Source organism: Mycobacterium sp. pR1184, from assembly GCF_041287235.1.
Lineage (GTDB): Bacteria > Actinomycetota > Actinomycetes > Mycobacteriales > Mycobacteriaceae > Mycobacterium.
This window is the reverse complement of sequence record NZ_JBGGKR010000001.1, coordinates 533,424-558,600: the sequence shown is the minus strand read 5'-3', so window position 1 is coordinate 558,600 and position 25,177 is coordinate 533,424. Positions and strand designations below refer to the sequence as shown.

The 25,177-nt window shown below is 67.6% G+C and carries 11 protein-coding genes and 2 pseudogenes; 6 read left to right on the top strand and 7 right to left on the bottom strand.

Translation table 11 applies throughout. The annotated features are described in order from the left end of the window. On the bottom strand, nt 1–804 hold the full coding sequence (locus tag ACAG21_RS02805; RefSeq protein WP_225593068.1) for a hypothetical protein: 804 nt from the start codon (nt 802–804) through the stop codon (nt 1–3). Between the two features lie 254 nt (nt 805–1,058). Between ACAG21_RS02805 and ACAG21_RS02800 the strand changes: the two genes are divergently transcribed. The 3 genes from ACAG21_RS02800 (at nt 1,059) to ACAG21_RS02790 (ending at nt 4,451) form a co-directional block, all read left to right on the top strand. Further along, on the top strand, nt 1,059–1,400 hold the full coding sequence (locus ACAG21_RS02800) for a hypothetical protein (protein WP_127821057.1): 342 nt from the start codon (nt 1,059–1,061) through the stop codon (nt 1,398–1,400). 95 nt (nt 1,401–1,495) lie between these two features. After that, on the top strand, nt 1,496–2,941 hold the full coding sequence (locus ACAG21_RS02795) for an FtsK/SpoIIIE domain-containing protein (protein ID WP_127821056.1): 1,446 nt from the start codon (nt 1,496–1,498) through the stop codon (nt 2,939–2,941). Next, nucleotides 2,934–4,451, top strand: coding sequence for a replication initiator (locus ACAG21_RS02790; protein ID WP_127821055.1), 1,518 nt, complete (start codon nt 2,934–2,936; stop codon nt 4,449–4,451). Before ACAG21_RS02795 ends, ACAG21_RS02790 begins: the two co-directional genes overlap by 8 nt. A 572-nt stretch (nt 4,452–5,023) precedes the next feature. Here the strand turns inward: ACAG21_RS02790 and ACAG21_RS02785 are convergent. The 4 genes and pseudogenes from ACAG21_RS02785 to ACAG21_RS02770 form a co-directional block, all read right to left on the bottom strand. Then, the gene (locus tag ACAG21_RS02785) at nt 5,024–7,636 is read right to left on the bottom strand and encodes a S8 family peptidase (RefSeq protein ID WP_225593069.1); all 2,613 of its coding nucleotides are present in this window, start codon (nt 7,634–7,636) and stop codon (nt 5,024–5,026) included. Continuing rightward, nucleotides 7,633–8,589: an AAA family ATPase gene (locus ACAG21_RS02780; RefSeq protein WP_127821053.1), complete on the bottom strand. Its 957-nt coding sequence runs from the start codon at nt 8,587–8,589 to the stop codon at nt 7,633–7,635. Before ACAG21_RS02780 ends, ACAG21_RS02785 begins: the two co-directional genes overlap by 4 nt. A gap of 239 nt (nt 8,590–8,828) precedes the next feature. Further along, complete coding sequence (locus tag ACAG21_RS02775) at nt 8,829–10,268, bottom strand: recombinase family protein (RefSeq protein WP_225593070.1); 1,440 nt, start codon at nt 10,266–10,268, stop codon at nt 8,829–8,831. Between the two features lie 21 nt (nt 10,269–10,289). Further along, nucleotides 10,290–11,297, bottom strand: a pseudogene (locus ACAG21_RS02770) (HNH endonuclease signature motif containing protein); the annotation flags it as partial. A 174-nt stretch (nt 11,298–11,471) separates the two neighbouring features. Here ACAG21_RS02770 and ACAG21_RS02765 point away from each other — a divergent pair. Both ACAG21_RS02765 and ACAG21_RS02760 read left to right on the top strand, forming a co-directional pair. Next, nucleotides 11,472–12,259 (top strand): annotated as a pseudogene (locus tag ACAG21_RS02765) (beta-phosphoglucomutase family hydrolase). Then, nucleotides 12,256–14,631 carry a glycoside hydrolase family 65 protein gene (locus ACAG21_RS02760; RefSeq protein WP_370494485.1) on the top strand — a complete coding sequence of 792 codons (2,376 nt, stop codon included), beginning with the start codon at nt 12,256–12,258 and terminating at the stop codon, nt 14,629–14,631. Before ACAG21_RS02765 ends, ACAG21_RS02760 begins: the two are co-directional and overlap by 4 nt. Nucleotides 14,632–14,637: 6 nt before the next feature. Here ACAG21_RS02760 and ACAG21_RS02755 read toward each other — a convergent pair whose 3' ends face one another. Both ACAG21_RS02755 and ACAG21_RS02750 read right to left on the bottom strand, forming a co-directional pair. Next, a complete protein-coding gene (locus tag ACAG21_RS02755) occupies nt 14,638–19,806 on the bottom strand; it encodes a beta-ketoacyl synthase N-terminal-like domain-containing protein (RefSeq protein ID WP_370494484.1) in 5,169 nt (1,722 codons plus the stop codon). Between the two features lie 17 nt (nt 19,807–19,823). After that, entirely contained in the window at nt 19,824–21,500 is a 1,677-nt protein-coding gene (locus tag ACAG21_RS02750; RefSeq protein WP_370494483.1) for a (2,3-dihydroxybenzoyl)adenylate synthase, read from the bottom strand. A gap of 107 nt (nt 21,501–21,607) precedes the next feature. Between ACAG21_RS02750 and ACAG21_RS02745 the strand changes: the two genes are divergently transcribed. After that, nucleotides 21,608–25,087: an amino acid adenylation domain-containing protein gene (locus ACAG21_RS02745; protein ID WP_370494482.1), complete on the top strand. Its 3,480-nt coding sequence runs from the start codon at nt 21,608–21,610 to the stop codon at nt 25,085–25,087. Nucleotides 25,088–25,177: the final 90 nt, after the last annotated feature.

Here is a 25,177-nt window from a genome sequence, read left to right as displayed (position 1 = left end):
TCAGCCTTTCGTCGTCAGAGGTGTGGCCTTGTCCCAGACCTGGGTGAAGGCCTGTTCGAGAGTGGCCCAGAGCCGAGGTTCGTGGTGACGGGACAGTACGAGGACCGGGTTGTTGCGCCCAGGTGAGCCGTAGATATGGAAGTTGACGATCACGGCGTCATCAACGCGGAAGATCGACGTGTAGAGCGTGGTGTCGTGGGTGCGGATGTCCAGTCCTGGGGTGCCGGCGTGCGGGGTGAGCAGTTCGACCGAGGTGCGGCATCGGGCGATGACGGCCTCACCGATGCCTTCCTCCTGACCGCGCAGGATCATGGTGGCGGTGTCGGGGTTACCGACGAGGAATCGCACCGCCACGCCGCGGGCGGCGGCGTCGAGCAGGGTGTCGAGGAATCCGTCGAGGGTGTCGAACAGGAACGTGGCGGCCAGGACGAGGATGTCGATGCTGGTGGTGGCGTCGGCGAAATGCTGCTGCCACGCGCTGATCGGTAGCTGGGTGCGGCTGGCGTACAGGGTCGCGGTGAACGGCCCACTGGCCGGTGACATGGTCGCCAGTGCGCTCGCCGCCGAGGGCGGGTATTGGTTGGGCCACAGATCGTGCGGGGTACAGCCGAGCAGCGTGGCGGCGCGCCGCGCGTTGTCCTCGCGGATGTTGTAGTCGGTGTTGGCCAGCCAGCGGCGCACCGTCTTGACATCCACGCTCATCGCGGTGGCGAACCGCTGTGGGGACAGTCCCTTGGCCTGCAGCCGCCGGATGAGGCGATTGTTGGGGATCGCGGCGCCCTGGGCTTGGTCGTGATCGTCCATCGTCTCAGCGCACATCTTTCCGTGTCGTCTATGTCTATCGCCAGCGCGTGGCTTCCAGTTTGCCATGCCACCGTCGCGCAGCGGTGGCGGTAGCTGCGTGGCGATGTCGGTAGGTATGTCGGTGCCATGTCCGAAATGTCCGCGGCGATGTCGGCAATGCCGCTCGATGTCCCTGGCAACGTCGGTGGTGTCCACGTGAACTGAGCTCAGCGCCCGACCAGGCGCAGTCATTTCACGAAAGGACCAGTAGGACAATGCGTTTGAGAATCGATACATCAGGAACCCGGTTCATCGTCACACGGGCGGCGGAGCCGCGGCTGAACTTCGAGACCGGCAGCCCGAAAGTCGACACCGCCACCGGGATGCCACTGTTCGCCACCCAGGTGTTGGCGTTGGATGACACCGGCGGTGAAGTCCTCAATGTCACGGTGGCCGGGGATCCGAAAGTGACAGTCACCCAACCGGTATCAGTGGCTGGCCTGGTAGCCATCCCGTGGGCCCAAGGCGATCGCAGCGGGGTGGCGTTCCGCGCCGACGCCATCACGGCCGGCACATCAAGTGCTGCGCCCAGTGCACAGGAGCGTCCGCAGAAGTAACCCCCCAAGCGGTGCGGCGCGCGGTGAGACCGATCATCGCGCCCCACCCCAGGGATCTTCTGTCGACCAAATACTTACGGAAGGGCGCGCCTGTCATGGCATCAAACACGAAGAACACCAACAACACTGAATCGAATGACGATGACTGGCTGGGGGATCTGGTCACCTCGCTGTTCACCGCGGCAGGGTATCTGCTGTGGTGGGCGGTGCTGTTCCCGGCCATCAGCATCCCGGTCATCGCCAGCCTCGCCCTCGGCCTCACCCACGGGCCCCGCGCGGGCGTGGTCTGCGCGGTCGCGCTCGGTGTCGCGTATGTGAGCTGGGCATGGCTGGACCCAGCCTGGTTTCGGGCCTGGGTGACCGAACCGGTACGCCGACGGTGGCTGACCTGGTCGCGCTACACCCGCACCTGGGAATCAACCTGCACCCTGCACGGCCTGACCGCCACCCTCGGTGACCGCACCCTGACCCCCACCCTGCGCACCATCACGATCGGCACAACCACCGATGTGCTGGCGGTGCGGATCGTCACCGGCCAATCGGCGGCCGACTGGCACAAACAATCCGACGCCCTGGCCGCCGCGTGGCGCGCCGACCGGATCACCATCGTCGCGACTGCACCCGGCGAACTGAAGATCACGTTGATGCGCGGGGACGTGCTCGCCGAACCCATCGGTCTGCCGATGCCCACCGCAGCGACACCGGTGGATCTGGGGGCCGTGGCGGTGGGGATCACCGAAACCCGACACCGCTGGCACCTACCACTATTGGGTCATCATGTGCTGATCGCCGGGGCCACCGGCGCGGGGAAAGGCAGCGTGTTGTGGTCGCTGATCGCCGGCATCGCCCCAGCGGTCAAGACCGGGCTGGTGCGGCTGTGTGTCATCGACCCGAAAGGCGGCATGGAACTCGGGGCCGGGGCACCCATGTTCACCGTCTTCACCCACGACGCCACCGACACCACCCTGGAGTTGCTGCGCCAACTCGTGGCGGTGATGCACGCTCGCGCCAATCGGCTTCGCGGCCGCACCCGCCTGCACACCCCGACCCCGGCTGAGCCGTTGTTCGTGGTGGTGATCGATGAGATCGCCGCACTGACCGCCTATGTCACCGACCGCAAGATCCGTATCGAAATCGAACAACTCCTGGGTCTGCTGCTCTCTCAGGGCCGCGCGGTGGGGATCAGTGTGGTGGCCGCGGTGCAAGACCCGGCCAAAGACACCCTGCCGGTACGACAGCTGTTCACCGTGCGGATCGGGTTGCGACTGACCGAAGCCACCCAAACCACCATGGTGCTGGGGCAAGGCGCCCGGGATGCCGGGGCAGAATGCGACCGGATCCCCGACACCACACCCGGTGTCGGCTACATGCTGATCGACGGCACCGCCCAGCCGCAGCGGGTGCGGGCCTTCCACGTCACCGACCACGACATCACCACCCTCGCGCGCCGCTTCCGCCGCCCCGCCAGCCGCCCGAACAGCACCCGCCCGTCGCGCACCACTGACACCGGCCACACCCCGAGCGAGGCTGGCGGTGAATAACTCGACACCGCCGGCGCAGCTCGCACTACCGGGAGTGCCCGCCACAGTCGATACCGCGAAGGTGATCAACGAGATGGTGCGCCGCGCATCCTCGATGGGATACGAATCATGGTGGCGGCGCGCGGAATCAGTCGGATTCTGCGCCCACCCCATCCAACTCGTCGGTGCCGACGACTACGGGCGGGCGCGGGTGGTGTGGACGCGATGCAACAACCGCCGCGCCCACATCTGTCCCTCCTGCTCCGACCTCTACGCCCGTGACACTTGGCAACTCGTCCATGCCGGCGCTGCCGGTGGCCACCACGACATGCCCACCACCGTGGCCGACCGCCCGCAAGTCTTCCTCACCCTCACCGCCCCCAGCTTCGGGGCCGTCCACACCGCACCGAAGGAAGTCAGTGACAAGAAGGCAGCGTGCCGAGATCACCACCGCCTCGGCGGCTACCGACGCTGCCCGCACGGAAACCCCTTGTGGTGCAGCACCGCCCACGACAACGGCGACGACGTGGTGGGCCAGCCGCTCTGCCGGGAGTGCTACGACTACGTCGGGCACGTGTTATTCACCTGGCACCTACCCGAACTGTGGCGCCGCTTCACCATCACCCTCCGACGCGCCCTCCGCAAAGAACTGAGATCCACAGGTGTGGACCCGGATGCGGTGCGGGTCAGCTTCATCAAAATCATCGAACTGCAAGCCCGCGCCATCCCCCACATCCACGCCCTCATCCGCCTCGACCCCTCCGAGAACAGCCGTGACGACCCGGATCAGACCGATTGGGAATCGCCTATCAGCGCAGGCGAACTCGCCACCATCATCCAGCACGCCGCCCGCACCGTCACTCTCACCGTCGACGATCCGTGTACTGATGGCACTGTCCGGGCGATCGCCTTCGGCACACAGATCGACACCCACCCCGTCACCGCGCCGAACGAGTCGATGAATTACGCTTCAACCCAGAACAATTCGCCACAGGATAGGTCGCTGTCGGGCCGGCGGGTGGCGCGCTATCTCGCGAAATACGTCACCAAGTCGTTGGCCGATCTCGGGATCAGCGCACGCCGACTCTCAACCGAAGCCATACCGGACCTGGAGGTGTCCGAGCATGTGCGCGCCATCCTGACCACCATCAGCGCGCTCGCCGACAACGGGCTATCCGGGATCAGGCGATGGCTGCACACCCTCGGGTTCCGTGGCCACATCACCAGCAAATCGCGGCGCTACTCCACCACCATGACCGCGCTACGTGAACGGCGCGCCACCTGGACCCGCGAACAACACTCTAAAAACACTGCACACCAACGTGATCCAGGATCGTTTCCCGGTTCCAGCAGCACTGCTATTGATGACGATCTGGTGGCGTGGGAGTTCGACCGCGCCGGCCACACCAGCCTCGGTGAGCGCACGTTGATCATCAGTGCCTCGCTGCGGCGCATCCAGCAGCGCCATACCGCCCGCGAGGCACGGCAACATCACCGGCGCGATGGTGCTATCGAGGTGCCCGATGGCTAGCCCCCAGGCGCACGCAACCGGACGGCAGCGCGAAAAGTCTTATAGTCATGAAGAATTCACGGCGTGGCTTGTCCAATCCTGTGAGCGACAACAACTACCGGTCACCATCACCAACCCTGCTGTTGTTGCCGACATCGCCGTTCTGCTCCGGTGAGTCCACAACCGACTCATCCGAGCGGACGAAGAAGCCTCAGCGTCTCCGTTGTTCTTCGCTTGGGTCGTACCAGCGCAATCACGTTGGCTGACAGTTGATGTCAAGGCCAACGCCGCGCGCGGTCAACCCAGGGGTTGAGCCTTGACGCCAAGCGTCAGTAAACACACGCTCGACCGCGACCAGGCTACAGCGACAAACCGTTCGTCACAGGGCGATGCCTCCGCGCGGTGCACAGTCCGTTGAGCGCCACATCTCCGGAAACACAGGATGGGGGATCGCCACGCGGGTAGTTGCGCCCCGATCACCAGTTCCGGCGTGCGTCGGATCCGGCGCCACCGCACCGCCAAAGATGTGCTCCGGTCCGCACGGGGTGCTCAGTCGCGACAGTTGTGTCACGCGGCCCATATGTCGTTTTGCGTCAGCCTTGCACCCGACCGCGGGCACGGTCACGGGCCTGCTCGCGCAGCCTGGCTCGCACCTCATCGTGGATGGTGGTTGAGGTCCGTTCGGCAGTCTCGACAGAAACGACAAGCGCGTATCGAACTTTCTTGCCCGCCCGGAGTCGCTGAGCGTCATCCATGCACTCGACATGGATGGGGAACACGTCTCCTTCGCCGAACACCATTGCGCTTGTGCCCTGGATGATCTCGTGCTGAAGACTGCCTCGCCTGACGGTGTTGTGCTCGGCGCCAGTGCGGTCCCCTCCAGCGAGATCCGTGTCAGGGGTGGCGAAGTACACTTTTGCGCCTCGGTACCGGGTGAGCTGGCCAACGGTGGGCACCATGTATGCGAGGGTGATCGTGAACCGGTGCCATTCGGCGCGTGACCGCAGAGATGGCGGCATCGGCAGCTGGTAGGTGTGACGCTCGTTGCGTGCAATGAGCCCGCCGGTGAGGAGCACTGCCCTGTTCGTCGCGGCCGTGCCGAGCCGCGTGACGTCGACTCGGCCGTAACCGAGGAGCGCAGTCAAGTGGCGGCGCGCCTGCTGATTATCCAGGCCGAGCTCGCGGCGGAGCCGTGCATCCCACTCACCCCAGCTACTCGCATGGGCGAGCAACGCCCGCACGAGCAATGGGTGGTACTGCCCGTCAGGCAACGGTGTGTCCTCAGGACCGAGCACCACAGATTCGAGGATGTCGAACAGTCGGCTGGCTTCACGGGTTACCAACGCGGTGGCGTTACTCGTGCCCGTGGTGAACACGGTGTTATTCGTCGCTCCTGCCCGCCCAGGGGCTGCGACCTGAAGACCGGGGCCTGTGGTAGCGGTGGGGGCGATCTCGACGCCAACCGTTTCGTCGCCGGATACGGTAACCGGGCGTGTGTAGAGCGCGCGGCCGCCGACATGGTGCAAGTCCGGCTTAACGGAGCGATCGACACCGGGTCCGGTCGCACCGTAGTGGGCCGGCGCTCCCGGCTGCGTGATATCCCAGACGGTGTCGGGGATATCGATCTCGCCCAAGCCGTCGTCATGGGTAGCACCGACGGTGAGCACATTGAGTGCATCCCCTGGGGGAAGAATGCCTCGCAGGAGAGTCGCGTCGTAAACAGCACGTGTGGCGGCGACCCGCGCAGTGACGGGATCGTTGGCGGAGTCGGCAGGGATCGTGATCGGGTCGAGGTGATTGCCCGCACTGACAACGAACAGCAGGTTGTAGGTGTGGGCTAGCCAGTCGAGCAGGTGTCCCACCGGACTCATTCGCCGCACTAGCGCTCTGGCCTGGGTGCCGATAGAAAGGTTGATGATGCGCACACTGGGGGCGGTGGGCTCGCGGCCAGCCTCTCCTTCAACGATGCGCCGGACCGCTCGGTGGAGCAGATCAGTGAACAGCCGGTTCGGGAGAACCTCCTCCGATCCTGCGGCAAGCTCGTGGGGACGCATGATGGGCCGCACATACAGCGGTCGATCGAGCGGCTCACCGGGCACCGACAGATCGCCGTGAATGATCAGCGACGCCATGGCGGTGCCATGGTGGCGTGAAGACAGCGGGTAGTCCTCGCCAAGCCCATCGGGGTCATCGACCAACAACCTGCCAGCCAATACGGCGTGATTCGAGAATGGCAGCCCGTCCATCAGCGCGATCCGAGGAAGCCCATCGACGCGCTCACCGGGCGGCAGTTGCACAGCCGCGACAGGGTCGAGAGTGGGCGGCGTGACACTCATCGGGATAAACGGACTGACGAACATGACCTCGTCAGTGGTGAGGAGCCGGATCGACTCGGCACCATCGTTAAGTACAGAGTGAACCTGCTGTATGGGCAACTCGGCCAGCAGTGCGTGATAGCTGATGTCGGCGATCTGGGCGCGGTCGAGGATGCGCCCGCCGCTCGTTGTTATGATCTGCGCCACATGCGACTCGGCTGTTGTGCGCTGGGCAGCGTCCCGCCGATACCACAGCTCCGCTTCGACCAGCACAGTGCTCACGGCCTCGCCCACGACCTGGAGGGTTTCCTCCCATCGTTCCCGCAGGCCGGTCTCGCGGATTCGGTCCTCAGGCCCCCAGCGGCGGATTGCGGTTAACTGCTGGAATGCGCTCTTGAACTTCCCTAGCCCGCGTTCGAACGACATCGACGGATCGTGCTGCCACAAAGCGAACAGCCGCAGCAATTCGTCGATAGCCCTGGCGTTCGACATCACGAGATAGAGCGAATGTGAGACGGGCTTGTCGGTACGACCCACATCGCGTTCGGTCATGTAGAAGTCGTCGTCGGGATCGGTTCGGTCGCCGAGCAGCTCCGAGAGGAATTCCAATCCGTCGATCTGGTTGATGGCGTTACGAAAATCTTTGATGCTGCCTGCGAGGTCGAACACGACAACCAAGGCGGGATCGACCTCGTCAGGGGTATCCGCGCCCAGACTCGCACGCTCGGCGTCGAATGCTGCGGCCAGTTCGCGGAATAGCGGTGTCAGACGCTCTCCCTGCCGGCCCGCACCAGGTTTGGACAGGCGCGGCATGTCCCGCGGGGATTGGGTCGGGCGTTCAGAGACGACCGGCGGCCCGAAAGCCAGCAAGGGACGAAGCTGTCCGGTCACTCGGCGGCCTGGCCACGTCGGTGCTCAAGCCGTTCTTGAACGATGCGGCGCAGGTTGTTGTCCGGTAACTCCAGTACGGCCCGACGACGTACGTCCAACGCGAACTCCTCCAGTTCGGCGTAACTCGCCCCGGCGAGTTTGTCTGCGAGTGTCCTCGGAGTAAAACCCAAGTCGCCACCTAGCCGCGCGGCCAGCCGCTCCAGGAACCGGGTGGCTTGGGAGCGACTGGGCGCTTCGAGTTCGGCGCGAATCTGGAAACGCCGCCACGCCGCACGGTCGAGCAATTCGCTGTGATTGGTCGCACCAACGAAGAGCACATGGGCTGGGAGCCCGTCAATCTGAAGCAGCAACGTGGAAACAACCCGTTTGATCTCGCCTGTCTCGTGTGCGTCGGAGCGCTCCTTGGCGATTGTGTCGAGTTCATCGAAAAACAAGACACACCGGCGACTTCGGGCGAATTCGAAGGCGCTGTCGAGTCGGGCGGCGGTCTCGCCAAGGAAGCTTGACACGACCCCTTCGTAGCGAATCACGTAGAACGGGAGCATCAACTCGGCGGCGATCGCTTCAGCGACACTGGTCTTACCGTTACCCGGCGGTCCGGACAGCAGCAGCCTGTTACGTGGCTCAATCCCATAGCTGCGCAAGAGCTCAGCGCGCTTCTGCTCCTCAATCAACTCGGACACAACGCGCCTGGGAACTGGGGCGAGTTCCAAGTCGTCCAACCGCCGGTTCGGCACCACTTCATGGACAAGGTCGCGAATCGCTGCGGCACGATCGTCCCGGACCAGACCCTGCCCAGTGGTGGTAATGATCTCGGATAGGCGATCAGCGAGCAGGTGGTGCTGATTGGCGCGTTCCTCCGCGATCACAGCCTCAACGAGGATTCGGAAACGATCCCGGTCGCCGCGGCGCTCGGCCTCCACGAGGTCAAGCAGGAGGTCTCCACGTGCCATCTCAGCCTCCCTCAAGCCCTATAACGTCATCTGTGCCGTGATCCTATCGTCGGCACTTTCGACGCTATAGCGCCGCGCCGACAACGAGGTGACTTCGAGCCGGTGGCCGGTCGCGCTCGGAGGTGGCGCAACAACGCGCACGGCGATCAGATTTCTCCGGAATCACCGCGGTCATAGGCGTGTGTCCAGGTTTGCCGATCTGCCTCAGAACGCTGCAACGTCCAAGATGTCGTTGCCCGCTATACCTTCCAGTGGGGTTTAACTCGGTTGATGTCAAGGCTGCGGGATCCGGGGGTGCCCGCAGCGATCACTGCGTGATCGAGCACTGATTTGATGATGGCTTGTTGGCGGTCGATGTCGAGGTCGTCCCATTGGCCGCGCAGCACCTCGCCGGTGCCCACCAAGTCCACGACGGAGCTGGTGTCGGTGGCGGTAGCGATGGCGCGGCGGGTTTGGGTGATGCGGTCGGTGATGGGGTCGCGGGCCGTGATCCATTCCCGCGCCGATACCGCCCCGTCGGCATAGAGTGCGGCCAGTTCATCCAGGCGGGCCTGGTCGGCTTCCAGCTGGGTCGCTAAGGCGGCGACATCGGCGTCGACTCTGGCTTTCCCGGCCAGGGCGTCGGCCAGCTGCGGGGAGTCCAGCCGGGTCAGCACCGCGTCAGTCAGCAGTTCCTCGACGGGTTGCGCGACCACGGTGAGTCGTCCGCAGCCGCCGTGGTCGGGGCCTTTCAAACACACGTAGCGGCGCACTCGGTTGGTCGGATTGTTGTGGCGGGCTTGGGAAAACAACCGGTTCCCGCAGCGTCCGCAGCGCAGCATCCCCGACAGCAGGTAGGTGCGTGGGGCGCGCGTCTTCGTTACCGCCCGGGCAGTGATACGGGCGAGGATGCGGTCACGCTCGGCGGGGGTGATGATCGCCGGCCACGCTGCCGGGCCGATCACCTCGCCGTGATGCTCGCGCAGCCCGGCAATACGTCCCGACGCCAAAATGTGGCGGACGGTGGTGGTCTGCCAAGACGTGGACGCGGGCGGGACGACACCCGCATCGTTGAGCCAGATCGTCAACGATCGGATCGAGGCCCCGGCCAGGTAGCGGTCGACCATCTCTCGAATCACGTTGGCTTCGGCGGGGCGGATCGTGATCTTGTCGGGTTCGTAGCCGAACGGGCGCGCCGGGCCGTGCGGCAATCCTTGTTCGGCGTTCTGCAGCATTTTGCGGCGGATACGGGCGGATTTGCGGCCGGATTCTTTGGCGGCGAACGCGGCGAAAATCCGGGCCATGAACAACCCATCATCGTTGCCGAGGTCGATGTCGGCGGTCACGGTGGCGACATCGCGCACCCCGACCGACTCACACAGGGTGACGAAGTCTTCCAACTCGACCGGGCGACGGTGCAGCCGGTCGAGGTTGTAGACGATCACCGCATCCCGCGCACCAGATTTCAGGTCATCAAGCATGCGGGCGTACTCGCGGCGGGGCTTACCCGAATAGGCCGAGACGTCGTTGTCGACATACTCATCGCCGACCGGCCAGCCCCGATCGGAAGCCAACTTGCGGCAGTCCTGCACCTGCCGGGCCACCCCCAGCCCGGTGCCCTCCGCATCGGCGGAGATGCGGGCGTAGATCGCCGCTGACTGCACCGCGGCGCGTTGACCGGGGTTTTTCGCTTTCGCCATGAGGGTAGTTTAGCGACAGTTGACCTTGGTTAGTTCGGTGGGGCCGCCGTCTTCCCAGTGCCGGAGGTGGTGGGCGTGCAGACCGCGGGTGGCACCGCATCCGGGGACCGCGCAGCTGCGGTCGCGGTGCTCGAGGGCGCGACGGAGCCGCCGGTTGATCACCCGGGTGGTGCGGCCGGCGCCGATGGGCTCGCCGTCGCGTTCGAACCAGACTTCACAGGTGGCATCACAGGTCAGGTATTGGCGTTCGGCGTCGGTGAGTAACGGGCCCAGATGCAGTGCGGCGGCACGCTGCTGCACGTCGAGGTGCACGACCACGGTGGTGTGCTGCCCGTGCGGGCGGCGGGCCGCTTCGGCGTCCCATCCCGTCTCGACCAGGCGCATCAACGCCTCGACGGTGCCCGGCAACGGCGGCCTGTGCGCGGGGTCACTTTCGGCGTGATCGCGTTTCCACTCGGCGAAAAGCGCGTCCCGGTGTGAGGCCAGTGCCGCCTCGAACTTCGCCGCGTCCAGGTGCGGAAGTTTGATCCGCCAACACGTGAACTCCTCGTCCGAGGTCTGGGTGATCGAGGCCTGCGGGTCCGGCCGGGCAGCATCGGGTTCGGGTCGCGGTTCCAGCTTGACCGCGGTACGCAACTGGCTGACCGTCGCGACCGAGGCCAGCTCCGCATAGTGCGCATCGGATCCCTGACCCGCCCGCGCCGCGATCACCCCGACCTGATCCAGTGACAACCGACCCTCGGCCATGCCCGCCGCGCAGCGCGGGAATTCCTCGAGCCGACGCGCGACGGTGGTGATGGTGTGGGCGTTGGCCGAGGACAGGGCGAGCTTCCAGCCCAGCAACGCCGCCACCGACCGCGCCCCCGTCATTCCGCACAGTTCGTCGCGCTCGATCTCGGCGGCGATCTCTACGATGCGCCCATCGATGGCATTGCGCTGACCCGCCAACTCCGCCAACTCCTCGAACAACACCCCCAGGCGATCCGCCGGGCGCGATTCCACGGCACTAGACGAGCCGGTCGAGGACATAACGACATCATCGCCAACAAGTACGACAAATCCCGGCCGCTCAAGTCCGCGCCGCACACACCTCGCGTCCCTATCCACAGTCACGGATTTGTCCACAGACTCTGCCGACCGAAGCGAGCCGCATCGTCCGGCGGGTGGCAAGTATGTGGGATCGCTGGCGACCTGCGGTCAAGCATGGTGGAGTGGTATCGCCCAACTACTCCCTACAGTGAGGATCCTTTGTGCTGGGTCTGCCAGAGAAGGTGCGTGCTTGCCTGTTCGACCTCGACGGGGTGCTGACCGACACCGCAAGCGTGCATACCAAGGCCTGGAAGGCCATGTTCGACGCTTACCTGTCCCAGCGAGCCGAGCGCACCGGGGAGAAGTTCGTGCCCTTCGATGCCGCCGCGGACTACCGGACATACGTCGACGGCAAGAAGCGCGAAGACGGGGTCCGGTCGTTTCTGCACAGCCGCGGAATCGAATTGCCGGACGGCGATCACGACGACTCCGGCGACGCCGAAACCGTTTACGGCTTGGGCAATCGCAAGAACGATATGTTCCAGAAGGTGCTCGAGCGAGACGGCGTCGAGGTGTTCGACGGGTCGCGGCGCTACCTGGAGGCGGTCTCGGCCGCGGGCCTGGGCATCGCCGTCGTGTCGTCGAGTGCCAACACCCGCGAGGTGCTCGAAATCACCGGCCTGGAGCGCTTCGTCCAGCAACGCGTGGACGGGGTGACGCTGCGCGAGGAACACATCAAAGGCAAACCCGCACCCGACTCCTATCTGCGGGGCGCGCAGCTACTCGACGTCGCTCCCGACGCGGCCGCCGTGTTCGAGGACGCGCTGTCGGGTGTGGCAGCAGGTCATGCCGGTAACTTCGGCTACGTGGTCGGTGTCGACCGAGTCGGCCAGGCCGAGGATCTCCGTCGCAGCGGCGCCGACGTCGTGGTCACCGACCTCGCAGAATTGTTGCAGGCATGATCACCCAGGAAGCCTTCCCCGTCGAACCCTGGGTGGTCCGCGAGACGCGGCTCGACCTGAACCTGATCGCCCAGTCCGAATCGCTCTTCGCGTTGTCCAACGGGCACATCGGGCTGCGCGGCAACCTCGACGAGGGCGAACCGTACGGCCTGCCGGGCACCTATCTGAACTCGTTCTACGAGATTCGGCCGCTGCCCTACGCCGAAGCCGGCTATGGCTACCCGGAGGCCGGTCAGACGGTCGTCGACGTGACCAACGGCAAGATCATCCGGCTGTTCGTCGAGGACGAGCCGTTCGATGTCCGCTACGGCGAACTCGTCTCCCACGAACGGGTTCTCGACCTGAAGGCCGGAACGCTGACCCGCAACGCGCACTGGCGTTCGCCGGTGGGCAAGGAAGTCAAACTGACCTCCACCCGGCTGGTCTCACTGGCACACCGCAGCGTCGCCGCCATCGAGTACTGCGTCGAAGCGGTTGACGAATTCGTCCGCGTCACGGTGCAATCCGAGCTCGTCACCAACGAGGATCAGCCGACGACGTCAGCTGACCCCCGGGTGGCCGCCATACTGGAAAGCCCGCTGGAGGCCGTCGAACACGACGAGACCGACTGCGGTGCGCTGCTGATGCACCGGACCCGGGCCAGCCAACTGATGATGGCCGCGGGAATGGATCACATCGTCGAGGTGCCCGGACGGGTCGAGGTCACCAACGACGCGAGTCCCGACCTGGCGCGCACCACCGTCATCTGCGGGCTGCGCCCCGGCCAGAAGCTGCGCATCGTCAAATACCTGGCCTACGGGTGGTCCAGCCAGCGGTCCCGGCCCGCGCTGCGCGACCAGGTCGCCGCCGCGCTGCACAGCGCCCGTTACAGCGGGTGGGACGGGCTGCTGAAAGCCCAGCGCGAGTTCCTCGACGACTTCTGGGAAAACGCCGACGTCGAGGTCGAGGGCGACTCGGAATCCCAGCAAGCGGTGCGGTTCGGGCTCTTTCACCTCGTGCAGGCCAGCGCCCGCGCCGAGCGGCGCGCCATCCCCAGCAAGGGTCTGACCGGAACGGGTTACGACGGCCACGCGTTCTGGGACACCGAGGGTTTCGTGCTTCCCGTGCTCACCTACACGCTGCCGCACGCGGTCGCCGATTCGTTGCGCTGGCGGGCGTCGACGATGGACATGGCCCGGGACCGCGCGAAAGAACTCGGCCTCGAGGGCGTGAGCTTCCCGTGGCGGACGATCCGCGGCCAGGAGTGTTCCGGTTACTGGCCGGCCGGCACCGCGGCCTTCCACATCAACGCCGACATCGCGATGGCCTTCGAGCGCTACCGCGTCGTCACCGGCGATCAGTCGCTGGAGGCCGATTGCGGGCTGAAGGTACTGGTCGAGACGTCGCGGCTGTGGATGTCGCTCGGACACCATGACCGCCACGGCGTCTGGCACCTCGAGGGGGTTACCGGGCCCGACGAGTACACCGCGATCGTGCGCGACAACGTCTTTACGAATCTGATGGCCGCGCACAACCTGGTGGTCGCCGCCGATGCCTGCAACCGTCACCCCGAGGCGGCCGAAGCGATGGGCGTCACCCACGAGGAGACGGCCTCCTGGCGCGACGCGGCCGACGCGGTCCACATTCCCTACGACGAAGAGCTCGGTGTCCATCAGCAGTGCGAGGGCTTCACCAAGTTCGCGGAGTGGGATTTCGAGAACAGGCACAAATATCCGCTGCTGCTGCACGAACCGTATGTGCGGCTCTACCCGGCGCAGGTGATCAAGCAGGCCGACCTGGTGCTGGCGATGCAGTGGCAAAGCCACGCATTCACGCCCGAGCAGAAGGCGCGCAACGTCGACTACTACGAGCGGCGCACCGTGCGCGACTCGTCGCTGTCGGCATGCTGCCAGGCCGTGATGTGCGCGGAGGTCGGGCATTTGGAGCTGGCGCACGACTACGCCTACGAGGCCGCACTGATCGATCTGCGCGACCTGCACTCCAACACCCGCGACGGGCTGCACATGGCATCGCTGGCCGGCGCCTGGATGGCGATCGTCGCGGGCTTTGGCGGCCTGCGCGACGACGACGGCATCCTGGAGATCGATCCCGCGCTGCCCGACGGCATCACCCGGCTGCGGTTCCGGGTGCGGTGGCGTGCCTTCCGGCTGATGGTCGACGCCAACCACAACGACGTCACCTACACCCTGACCGACGGGGACAGCGGCGAACTGGCCATCCGGCACGCCGGCGAAGAACTCGTGCTCAAGACGGACTCGCCGAAAACCATCGCGGTGCGTCAGCGCAAAGCACTGCTCCCGGCACCGCCGCAACCGCCCGGTTGCGAGCCCACGCACCGACGCACACAGGCCCACCAGCTCGGGGGCAACTGACGGCGGTTACACCACCGGTGCACCGTCTTCGGTTGCGGCGGAAGCGATCTCGTTGTCGAGTAGCTCGACGATGCGTGCCGTGACCGCGGCCGCGGTGGGATGTTCCCACAGCAGCGTCGGTGGCAACGCCAGCCCGGTCTGCTTCTCGAGCTGACGCCGCAGCGCCACCGTCATGATCGAGTCCACGCCGATTTCGACCAGCGGCATCCGGGCATCGACGCTGTCGGCGGGCAGGCCGAGTTCGGCGGCCACCGCCGTGAGCACCTGCTGGCTCACCCACTCCTCGGTGTCCATGTCGCCCGGTCCCACCACCGCGAAATCCTGATGCGGCAGAACCGAATCCGCGGCGACCGCGGCGGCGATGTCGGCAAGGATCGGCACCGACGCGGCCTCCGGGAGCACCGGTAGCACCACCGGGTTGGCCTCCTGCGACCGCATCGCGATATCCAGGGCACGCAGCGCGTCGTCCGAGCCGATGGTGTCCATGCCCAGCGCATCCAGTTGCGCGGCAACGTATCCCGAGTCCGATCCCATACCGAGACCGCGCCAGGCGGTCCAGGCCACGCTCGTCGTGACATCGCCGAGACCACGCCGGTGCCGGGCCAGCGCATCCAGGAAGGCGTTGCCGCAGGCGTAGGCGCCCTGCCCGGGGAAGCCGGCCAGGTATCCGCAGGAGGAATACAGCACCATCCAGTCCAGTTCGCCCGGCGGGAACATCTCGTGCAGGGCCAGCGCCCCGTCGACCTTCGGATGCATGGTCATCGCGATCTCGTCGATCGTCGTATTCGCCAGGAACACACCGGCTTCCACGCCGGCGGCATGAATCACGCCACGCACCGGCGGCAGGCCGGCCAGCACCGAGCGCAGTTCGTCGGCGGCACCAGCGGCGGCGATATCCAGGGCGACCGAGTGCACCCAGACCCCGCGCTCCTCTAGCGCGGTCACGGCGCGGATCTGCGCCTGATTGTCCGCGCTCGCCCACTGTGCGCGTTCCGGCAGGCCGGATCGCGACAACAACAGCACGCGGCGCGCACCCAGATCCGCCAATCGCTCGGCGATACGCAGGCCCAGCACGCCGGTCCCACCGGTGACCAGATAGGTGCCGGCCGGGCTGCATTCCATCGCCGGTCCGGCCGCGCCGACGATGCTGGCCATCCGGGCGGTCAGTGCGGCGCCGCCGCGAACCACCACCACAGCGTGGCCGCTGAGCGTTGCCAGCACACCTAGCGGCAGCCGGTCCTCGGCGAGATCGAGCACGCCACCCCACAGCGTGGGATGCTCGGTGGCGGCCACCCGCGACAAGCCCCACAGTGGGGAACGGCTCACATCGGTCCCCTCGTGCACACCCCGGGTCAGGGTCCACAGACGAGCCGAGCTGTCATGGCGCACAAGCGCTTTAAGCGCTTCCAGCACCGTGTCCACGGCTTCGAGCGGGCTCTCGGAGGCGCGGGGCAACACCAGCACGACGGACTCGGAGTCGAGATCGGCGGGGATGTCCGCGGGCGTGGCACACACCCGGTGGGCGACGCCGGCGGCTTTCAGGTCGCGTTCGCACCAAGCGCGGACGGCCGGATCGCCGCCTACCAGCACCACGTCGGCGGGCACGGCTTCGACATCGAATGATGTTGACTTCCAGTCGATTCGATGCACGACCCGCGCTACGTCGCCGCCGCTGTTCTCGAGCTCCTCGAACGTCATGCCGGTGACCTGCACCAGCGGCCGCCCGGTCAGCGAGGCGATGGTCACGTCGGTGCTGGTGCCCTGATCGCGACGGCGAACGTGCAGCAGCACCGAATCGGACTGTTTGCCAACGACTCTCACCCGCTCGATGCGAGCGGGCATGCGCAGCCGGGGCACTCCGTCGAATACCGTGGACGCTACCGAGGTGGCCGCATCGAGGAGCCCGGCCCACGTCGAGGGATGCGACCCGTCCGGTTCGGCCCGCACCTGCGCCAGGAATTCGCCGTCACCGGCCCACAGATCGACCACCTCCCAGCCGAAACCCATCTCGGCGACACCGAGTTTCGCGAGTTTGTCCACCACGCTGTCCGGCGGCAACTGCTCGGTGCAGCGGACCCGGATCGCGGTCTCGTCCAGCCGTGGCACCTCGCGGCCATCGGTGGCGGCGGCGACCGCTGTGCAGTGCGTCAGCCAGCCGCCGACGTCGGAACCGTCCTCGTCGACCAGTCGGGTGGCGATCGCCAGCGCTTGATCCTGCAGCACCACCTGCACGTCGCGGGTGCGGCCCGGCGCAACGGGTGTGCGCAGATGCACCTCGGTCAGATCGGTTCCCGCGGCCGTCAGGAAGGTGTTGAGCAGCACCGCGGCCGGCACGATCTCGGTGCCCTGCACGGGATGGTTGCCGGGGTAGGGCCGGGTCGACATGTCCAGCCGGGTCTCCCAGACTCGCGCAGGAACCGTGCCCGTGACGTCGAGTCGGCCCCCGAGCAGGGTGTGGCTGTCGGCGTCGTGGACACCGCGGCCGGCGGGCGGCGCGCTCGGGATGCGCCAGAAGTCGCGGTGCTGCCACTGGGTGCCCGGCAGGTCGCCGGCCCACGGCGTGGCCGCGGTGACCCCGTGGTCGACGGGCGCGCCATGGCAGTGCAAGGCGGCAACCGCAGCGGCGATCGAACGCCGGGTGGGTTGGTCGCGGCGTAGCACGCCGACGGCCGCGTGCGCCTCGATATCCAAGTGCAGCAACGTTTCCGCAATGGAGTGTGACACCACCGGGTGGGCCGAAACCTCGAGGAAGAGCCGGTGGCCGTCCTCGGCCGCCGCCGAAACCGCTTCGGCGAAGCGGACCTGGTCGCGCAGATTGGCGACCCAGTAGTCCGGTCCCCGCGGCGCCGAGGACCGCGGATCGGCCAGCGCGGTGGTGTACAGCGGAATCCGGGCCGGCCATGGCTTCGGCAGCGCACCGGTGAGCCGCGCCAGATCAGCGGTGAGCGTGTCCATCGCCGGGCTGTGAAACGCGACGTCGGTCTTGACGCGGCGCACCATCAGGCCGTCGTCGGCCCAGCGGCCGGCCACCTCGTCGACGGCCGCGACCGTGCCCGATATCACCGTCGAGGTCAGCGACGCGCTGATGGCCGCCACGACGTCGCTGCGGTCGCCTATCCGCTGCTGGGCATCGGCGAACGGCAGCGGTACCAGCGCCATCGCGCCCTGGCCCATCACCTTGCGGAAACCCCGGGCGCGATAGCAGGCCACGGCCGCCCCCTGCGCCAGGTCGAAGACTCCCGCGGTCACGCAGGCCGCTACCTCGCCGACGGAGTGTCCGATCACCGCAGCGGGACGCACGCCGCGCTCACGCAGCACCGCGGCCAGTCCGACCTGCATCGCAAACGTCAGCGCCTGCACCTGATCGGTGCCGCCCAGTTCGCCGCGGGTCAGCGCCTCGCGCGCCGAGAAGCCGAGTTCGGCGCCGAAGACCGGATCGACCGCGTCGATCACGGCGGCGAACGCCGGTTCGCCGGCCAGCAACTCCTGGCCCATCTGCGGCCAGTGCGAGCCGTGCCCCGAAAACACCCACACCGCACCGTCTTCGGCACCGGCCAGCACGGTGCCGCGCACCACGGCGGCGTCGCGGCCCGCGTCGGCCAGCGTGCGCAACCCGCCCAGAAGTTCCTCGGACCCGTCGGCGACCACGGCCGCGCGCACCGGTTCATGGCTGCGGCGGGCCCACAGCGTCGCCGCGACGTCGGTCAGCGAGATGTCGCGGCGATCGAGGTGCGCGGCCAGTGCGGCGGCCTGTGCACACAGCCGGCTCTCCGAACGACCCGACAGCGGAATCGCCACTGGCCCAATCAGTTTCGTGGATACCCGCGCGGCCGCGGACGGCGCCTCCTCGAGCAGCACGTGCGCGATGGTGCCACCGTAGCCGTAACTGCAGACCGCCGCCCGGCGCGGGTGATCCGCCCGCCGCGGCCAGTCCTGCGCCTCGGTCGGCACCCGCAGGCCGCTGCCGGCCCAGTCGACAGCCGGGGTGAGGTTGCGCACGCCCGCCGTCGGCGGAATCCTGCGGTGGTGCAGGGCCAGCACGGCCTTGATCAGGCCGACGGCGCCGGCACCGCCCTCGAGATGGCCGGTGTTCGGTTTGACCGACCCGACCAGCGCGGGATCGTCGTCGGGCCGGGCGGCTCCGTACACCTGCGCCAGCGCCCCCACTTCGACGGGATCGCCTGTGGGAGTGCCGGTTCCGTGGGCTTCGATGAAGTCGACGGTGGCCGGGTCGATGGCCGAGGACCGGCACGCCAGCCGGAACAGATCGGCCTGGGCGGCGCCGTTGGGCGACATGATGCCGACCGTGCGGCCGTCCTGGGCGACCGCGCCGCCGCGGACCACGGCCAGCACCCGGTCGCCGTCGCGCACGGCGTCGGCGAGCCGCTTGAGCACCACCACGGCCGCACCCTCGCCGCGACCGTAGCCGTCGGCGGCGGCGTCGAAGGTCTTGCAGCGACCGTCGGGAGCCGTCGCGCCGGCCTGGTCGAGCACCCGGGTCAATCCGGGTCCGATCAGCGCGCTGACGCCACCGGCCAGCGCCAGCGCCGTCTCGCCGGAGCGCAGCAGTTGGCAGGCCTGGTGCACCGCCACCAGCGAGGCCGCGCAGGCGGCGTCGAGCGCGACGCTGGGGCCGCGCAGGTCGAGCAGGTGTGACACCCGGTTGGCGATCCCGCACAGCGAGGTGCCGATACCGGTCCACGCCTCGATGCCGGGCAGGTCCTCCATCAGGAGCTTGCCGTAGTCGTCGGAGTTGACGCCCATCAGCACGGCGGTGTCGCTGCCGGCCAGCGACCGGGGCGGCACGCCGGCGTGTTCGAGCGCCTCCCAGCTGACCTCGAGGGCCAGCCGCTGCTGCGGGTCCATCAGTTCGGCCTCGCGCGGCGAGACCCCGAAGAACTCGGCGTCGAAACCGGCGAGGTTGTCGATGAACGTGCCCCAGGGGGTGGTGTCCTTGAGCACCGCGGCGTTGCGCGGGTCGCGCCACAGATAGGGCTCCCACCGGTCGGCGGGCACCTCGCGCACCGCACTGCCGCCGGCCAGCAGGAAATCCCAGAACGCTTCGGCGGTGCTGACATCACCGGCCAGCCGGCAGCCGAGGCCGATGACGGCGATCGGTTCCGGGTTCACGTTCGATGCCGAAAGTTGGTCATCGGGGCCACCATTCACTGTCATGTCAGTCGGAGCGTCGTTCATGCCCGGGTCAGGCTTACGACGATTTGCTTTTTGTCGACCTTGCCCACCGCGGTTTTGGGCAGCGAATGCATGGCTTCCAGTACGTCCGGCTTGGCGTGGACAGAGACGCCGCGGCCGTCGAGAAATCCGTTGAGCTCGGCCAGGGTGAACGGTGTGCCCTTGAAAACAATTGCCGCACAGATCTTTTCGCCTAGGTACTGATCCGGCAAGGCGACCGCCGCCGCGTCGGCCACGGCCGGATGGGCATGCAGGTGTTCCTCGAGGTCGGACGCCGAGACGGTCTCGCCACCGCGGTGGATCACGTCCTTGATCCGGCCGGTGACTTCGACATATCCCGCCCGCGGGCCGTCGGCGAAGATCCGCACCCGATCGCCGCTGCGGTAGAAACCATCGGGGCTGAAACAGCGCGCGTTGGCCTCGCCGGCGCGGTAGTAGCCGTTGATCGTGTACGGCCCGCGCACCAGCAGCTCGCCTTCGGCGCCCGGGGCCACCTCGTCGCCGTTCTCATCGACGACCTTCATCTCGTCAGCGGGCGACATGGGCCGGCCCTGCACGTTGTCCACCACCTCGGCGGGGTCGCCCGGGCGGGTGAAGTTGAGCATCCCCTCGGCCATCCCGAAGATTTGCTGCATGCCCGGCGTCAGGTTCTCCCGGATGAACCGGGCCTCGTCGGGCAGCAGCCGCGACCCGCCGACCTGGACCACCCGTAGCGAGGTCGGCAGCACGGGCTCCCAATCACACGCCTGTGCCCACAGCTTGGCGAGCGCATTGACCAACCCCGTGACGGTGACCTGGTGGCGGTCGATCAGCGCGAAGGCCGCCTCGGGGCTGGGGTCGTCGGTGAATACGGTTTTGGCGCCCACGGTGATCGCACCCAACAGACCCGGACAGGCCAACGGGAAGTTGTGCCCGGCCGGCAGCACCACGAGATAGGCGTCCGCTGTGGTCATTCCGTACGCGGCCGCGCAGGCCGACGCGTTGTAGCGGTAGTCGTCATGGGTCCGGGCGATCAGCTTGGGCAGGCCGGTGGTGCCGCCCGAGACCAGCAGCAACGCGGGCAGCCCCGGATCTGGTGCCGTGTTTGCCCGGACGTCCGGGCCGGCGAGGTTCGCGACGTCGGACCAGGCCCGAAAGTCGCCGGGGTCGCCGTCGACCAGCACCCTGGTCAACCGTGGGTGCTCGCGCACCAGCGCCGCGGCCATGTCGCGGTAGTCGAAGCCACCGGCCTTGTCGGTGATGATCATCCCGACCGCGCCGCTGACGCCGGCGAAGTGGTTCAGTTCGGCGGTGCGGTGGCCGGGCAGGCACATCACCGGCACCACACCGGCCCGCAACAGCCCGAACAGCGCCAACGCGAACTGGCAGGAGTTGGGCAGTTGCAGCAGCACCCGGTCGCCGGCGACGAAGCCGAGCTCGATCAGGCCGCCGGCGATGCGATCGGCCAGGGCGTCGAATTCGGCGAAGGTGTAGCTGACGCGGGCATCCGCGATGCCGCAGCGGTCCGGCCAGCGGTGCGCGGCCTCGCGCAATATCGAGTCCAAGGGCAGCCCGGCCCAATAGCCCGCCCGCCGATAGGAGTCCGCCCTGTCGCTCGGAAACGGCACGAATCCCGTTGCGAGGTCCACACTTTCGTGTCGTCCGACCTCGGCGTCGGGATGAAATCCGGTGCTCATCGCGGTTGGCGGCCCTTCCGGGGGTAAGTTACCTGAGAGAAGCCTAATATAGGGTAGCCTCCACATAGTTAGGGCAGCCTTCACTAATTGCTGAGAGGTTTCACACAATGGGTCGCGGCGCGACAAGCTCACTGAGCGTCCGAGAGCAGGTCGCCGAACTCCTCGGCGTCGCCCCCGACGAAGTGGACCCCGACGCCGACCTCATCGCCTCCGGACTCGACTCGATCCGGATGATGTCGCTGTCCGGCCGGTGGCGCCGGCAGGGCATCGACATCGGTTTCGCCGCCCTGGCCGAGAGCCCAACCGTCTCCGCGTGGACGCGGATGGTCTCGGCGCTGTGCGACAGCGCGACCGAAGACGAGGCACCCCAGGCCGCCGACGACGATGGGGGCGAAACCTTCCCGTTGGCTCCCATCCAGCACGCATTGTGGTTGGGCCGCAACGAGGAACAGGCGCTCGGCGGCGTGGCCCCGCACCTGTATGTGGAGTTCGACGGCACCGGTGTGGACCCCGACCGGCTGCGTGTCGCGGCGGCCGCGCTGGCCCGCCGTCATCCGATGCTGCGGGTGGAGATCCTGCCCGACGGCACCCAGCGGATCACCGACCGCACGCTGCCGGTCGAGGTGATCGACCTGCGTGAGCTCGACGCCGCCTCGGCCGAGCGGCGGCTCGAGGAGATCCGCGACACGAAATCGCACCAGATCCTGCAGGGCGTGGTGCTCGAAATCGCGCTGACACTGATGTCCGGCGGGCGCACCCGCCTGCACGTCGACATGGACATGTCGGCCGCCGATGCCGTCAGCTACCGCAACTTCATGGCCGACCTGGCCGTGTTCTATCGCGGCGGCGAGCTGCCCGAGCTGGGCTACACCTATCGGGAGTACCGGGCCGCGCTGACGGCGGCCACCCCGGTGTCCGAGGCGGACCGCCAGTGGTGGGCCGAGCGGGTGCCCGACCTGCCCGAACCGCCGTCGCCCCCGCTGGTGCCAGCCTCCGAACAGACCAATCCGCGCCGCAACATCCGGCTCTGGCACTACTTCGACGCCGATATTCGCGAGGCGCTGCTGGCCGCGGCCCACCGGCGCGGCATCACCCCGGCGATGGCGATCGCCGCTTCCTACGCCGGGACGCTGGCGCGCTGGTCCACCAATTCGCGGTTCCTGCTGAACCTGCCGATGTTCGGCCGCGAGCCGTTCCATGCCGACGTCGACAAACTCGTCGGCGACTTCACCACGTCGCTGATGCTCGATGTCGACCTCACCGCAGCGCCGACCGCGGCGGCCCGGTCCCGCGTGCTACAGGAGTCGTTGCACGCCAGCGCCGCACACTCCAGCTACTCGGGGCTGTCGATCCTGCGCGACCTGACCCGGCACCGCGGCCGGCCCACGCTGGCGCCCTTCGTCTTCACCAGCGGGCTCGGACTCGGCGACCTGTTCGACGGCGAAGTCACCGAACAGTTCGGCGCCTGCGTCTGGCACATCTCGCAGGGACCGCAGGTGTTGCTGGACTCCCAGGCCACCCCGTTCGACGGCGGCCTGCTGGTCAACTGGGACGTGCGCGCGGACGCGTTTCGGCCGGGCGTGGCCGAGGCGATGTTCGCTTACCACGTCGCGGAGCTGATCCGGCTGGCCAGCGACGACGCCGCCTGGGAGGCACCCGATCCGCCCGCGCTGCCGGAAGAACAGCGCGCCCTGCGCGCCGAGCTCAACGGCGTGACCACGGCGCCGAGCGCAGAAGCGTTGCACGACGGCTTCTTTCGCTGTGCGGCCGCGCAGCCCGACGCGCCCGCGGTCTACAGCAGCCTCGGCGACCTGACCTACGCGCAGTTGCGCGAACAAGCCCTCGCCGTCTGTGCGACGTTGCGGGCACGCGGGGTGGGACGCGGCGACGCGGTCGCGGTGCTGGGTCCCAAGACCGCCGAGCAGATCCCGGCGCTGTTGGGCATTCACGCCGCCGGCGGTGTATACCTGCCGATCGGCGTCGACCAGCCGGCCGATCGCGCCGCACGCATCCTGGGCGGCGCGGGTGTGCACTCGGCGCTGGTGTGCGGGCCCCGCACCCCCGGGCTCGACGAAGTGGCGGTGCCGGCGCTCACGGTGTCGGAGGCCGTCGCGCAGGGCCTGCCTGTCGCCGCCGGCACCCAGCCGGCCGTCACCGATCCGGCCGACGTCGCCTACGTGCTGTTCACCTCGGGCTCCACCGGTGAACCCAAGGGCGTGGAAGTCAGCCATGACGCCGCGATGAACACCGTCGAGTTCATCAACTCCCACTTCGAGATCGGCGCCGGCGATCGGTGCCTGGCGCTGTCCACCCTGGAATGCGACATCTCGGTGCTGGACATTTTCGGAATGCTGCGCGCCGGCAGCTCGATTGTGGTGGTGGACGAGGAACAGCGGCGCGATCCCGACGCCTGGGCCCAGATGATCGAACAACACCGGGTCACCGTCCTGCACTGGCTGCCGGGCTGGCTCGAGATGCTGGTCGCGGTCAACTCGGGACGGATCTCGACGGTACGCGTGGTGCCCACCGGCGGCGACTGGGTGCGCACCGAGCTGGTGCGTGCGCTGCGTGCCCAGGCACCGCGGGTCCGCGTCGCCGGACTCGGCGGCGCCACCGAGACGGCCATCCACAACACCATCTGCGAGCCCGCGGAGTTGCCGAAGCATTGGGCCGCAGTGCCGTTCGGCCATCCGCTACCGAACAACCGCTGCCGCGTGGTCGCCGCCGACGGATCCGACTGCCCCGATTGGGTTCCCGGCGAGTTCTGGGTCGGCGGCCGCGGCATCGCCCGCGGCTACCGCCGCCAGCCGGACCTGACCGAAGCCAAGTTCGTCGAGCATGACGGCGAGAAGTGGTATCGCACAGGCGATTTGGCGCGCTACCTACCGGACGGAACGCTGGAGTTCGTCGGCCGCGCCGACCACCGGGTCAAGATCAGCGGGTATCGGGTCGAACTCGGCGAAGTCGAGGGAGCGCTCAATCGGCTGGCGTCGGTGGACGGCGCCGTCGCCGCGGTGATCCCGGCAGCCGGGCGCGAGCAGCTGGCGGCGCTGGCCCGGGTCACCGATCCCGCGCTGACACCGTCACAGCTCACCGCCGCGCTGGCCGGATTGGTTCCGCCGCACATGGTTCCGGACCTCATCGTGCTGGTCCCCGAGATCCCCTACACCGTCGGCGGCAAGATCGACCGGAAGGCCGCGGGCGAACGGCTCGCCCGTGCCCTACCGGAACGGACCGCCGAGTTCGCCCGGCGGGCGCCGTCCACACCTCTGGAACGGGCGCTGGCCGATATCGCTGCCGGTCTGCTGCGGGTCGAGACGGTGAGCGCCGACGACGACTTCTTCGGCCTCGGCGGAGATTCGGTGCTGGCCACCCAGCTGGTCGCGCGCGTGCGCGCCTGGCTGGACACCCCCACCGTGATGGTCGCCGACATCTTTGCCGCCCGCAGCGTGGCGGCGCTGGCGTCTTTGTTGCAGGCCCGCGAACCGGGCAGCGACCGACTGGCCCAGGTGGCCGAGGTCTACCTCGAGGTGGCCGAGATGGAGCAGAACGAAGTCGCCGCCGCGCTTGACTCCACGGCGTCCTGAACTTCAAATTTCCCACTTGACCTGCCGCTTTGCGGTGGGAGCCGGTCGCGCGAAAATCCCCTTGCCGAATCTGTATACGTTTGACTACAC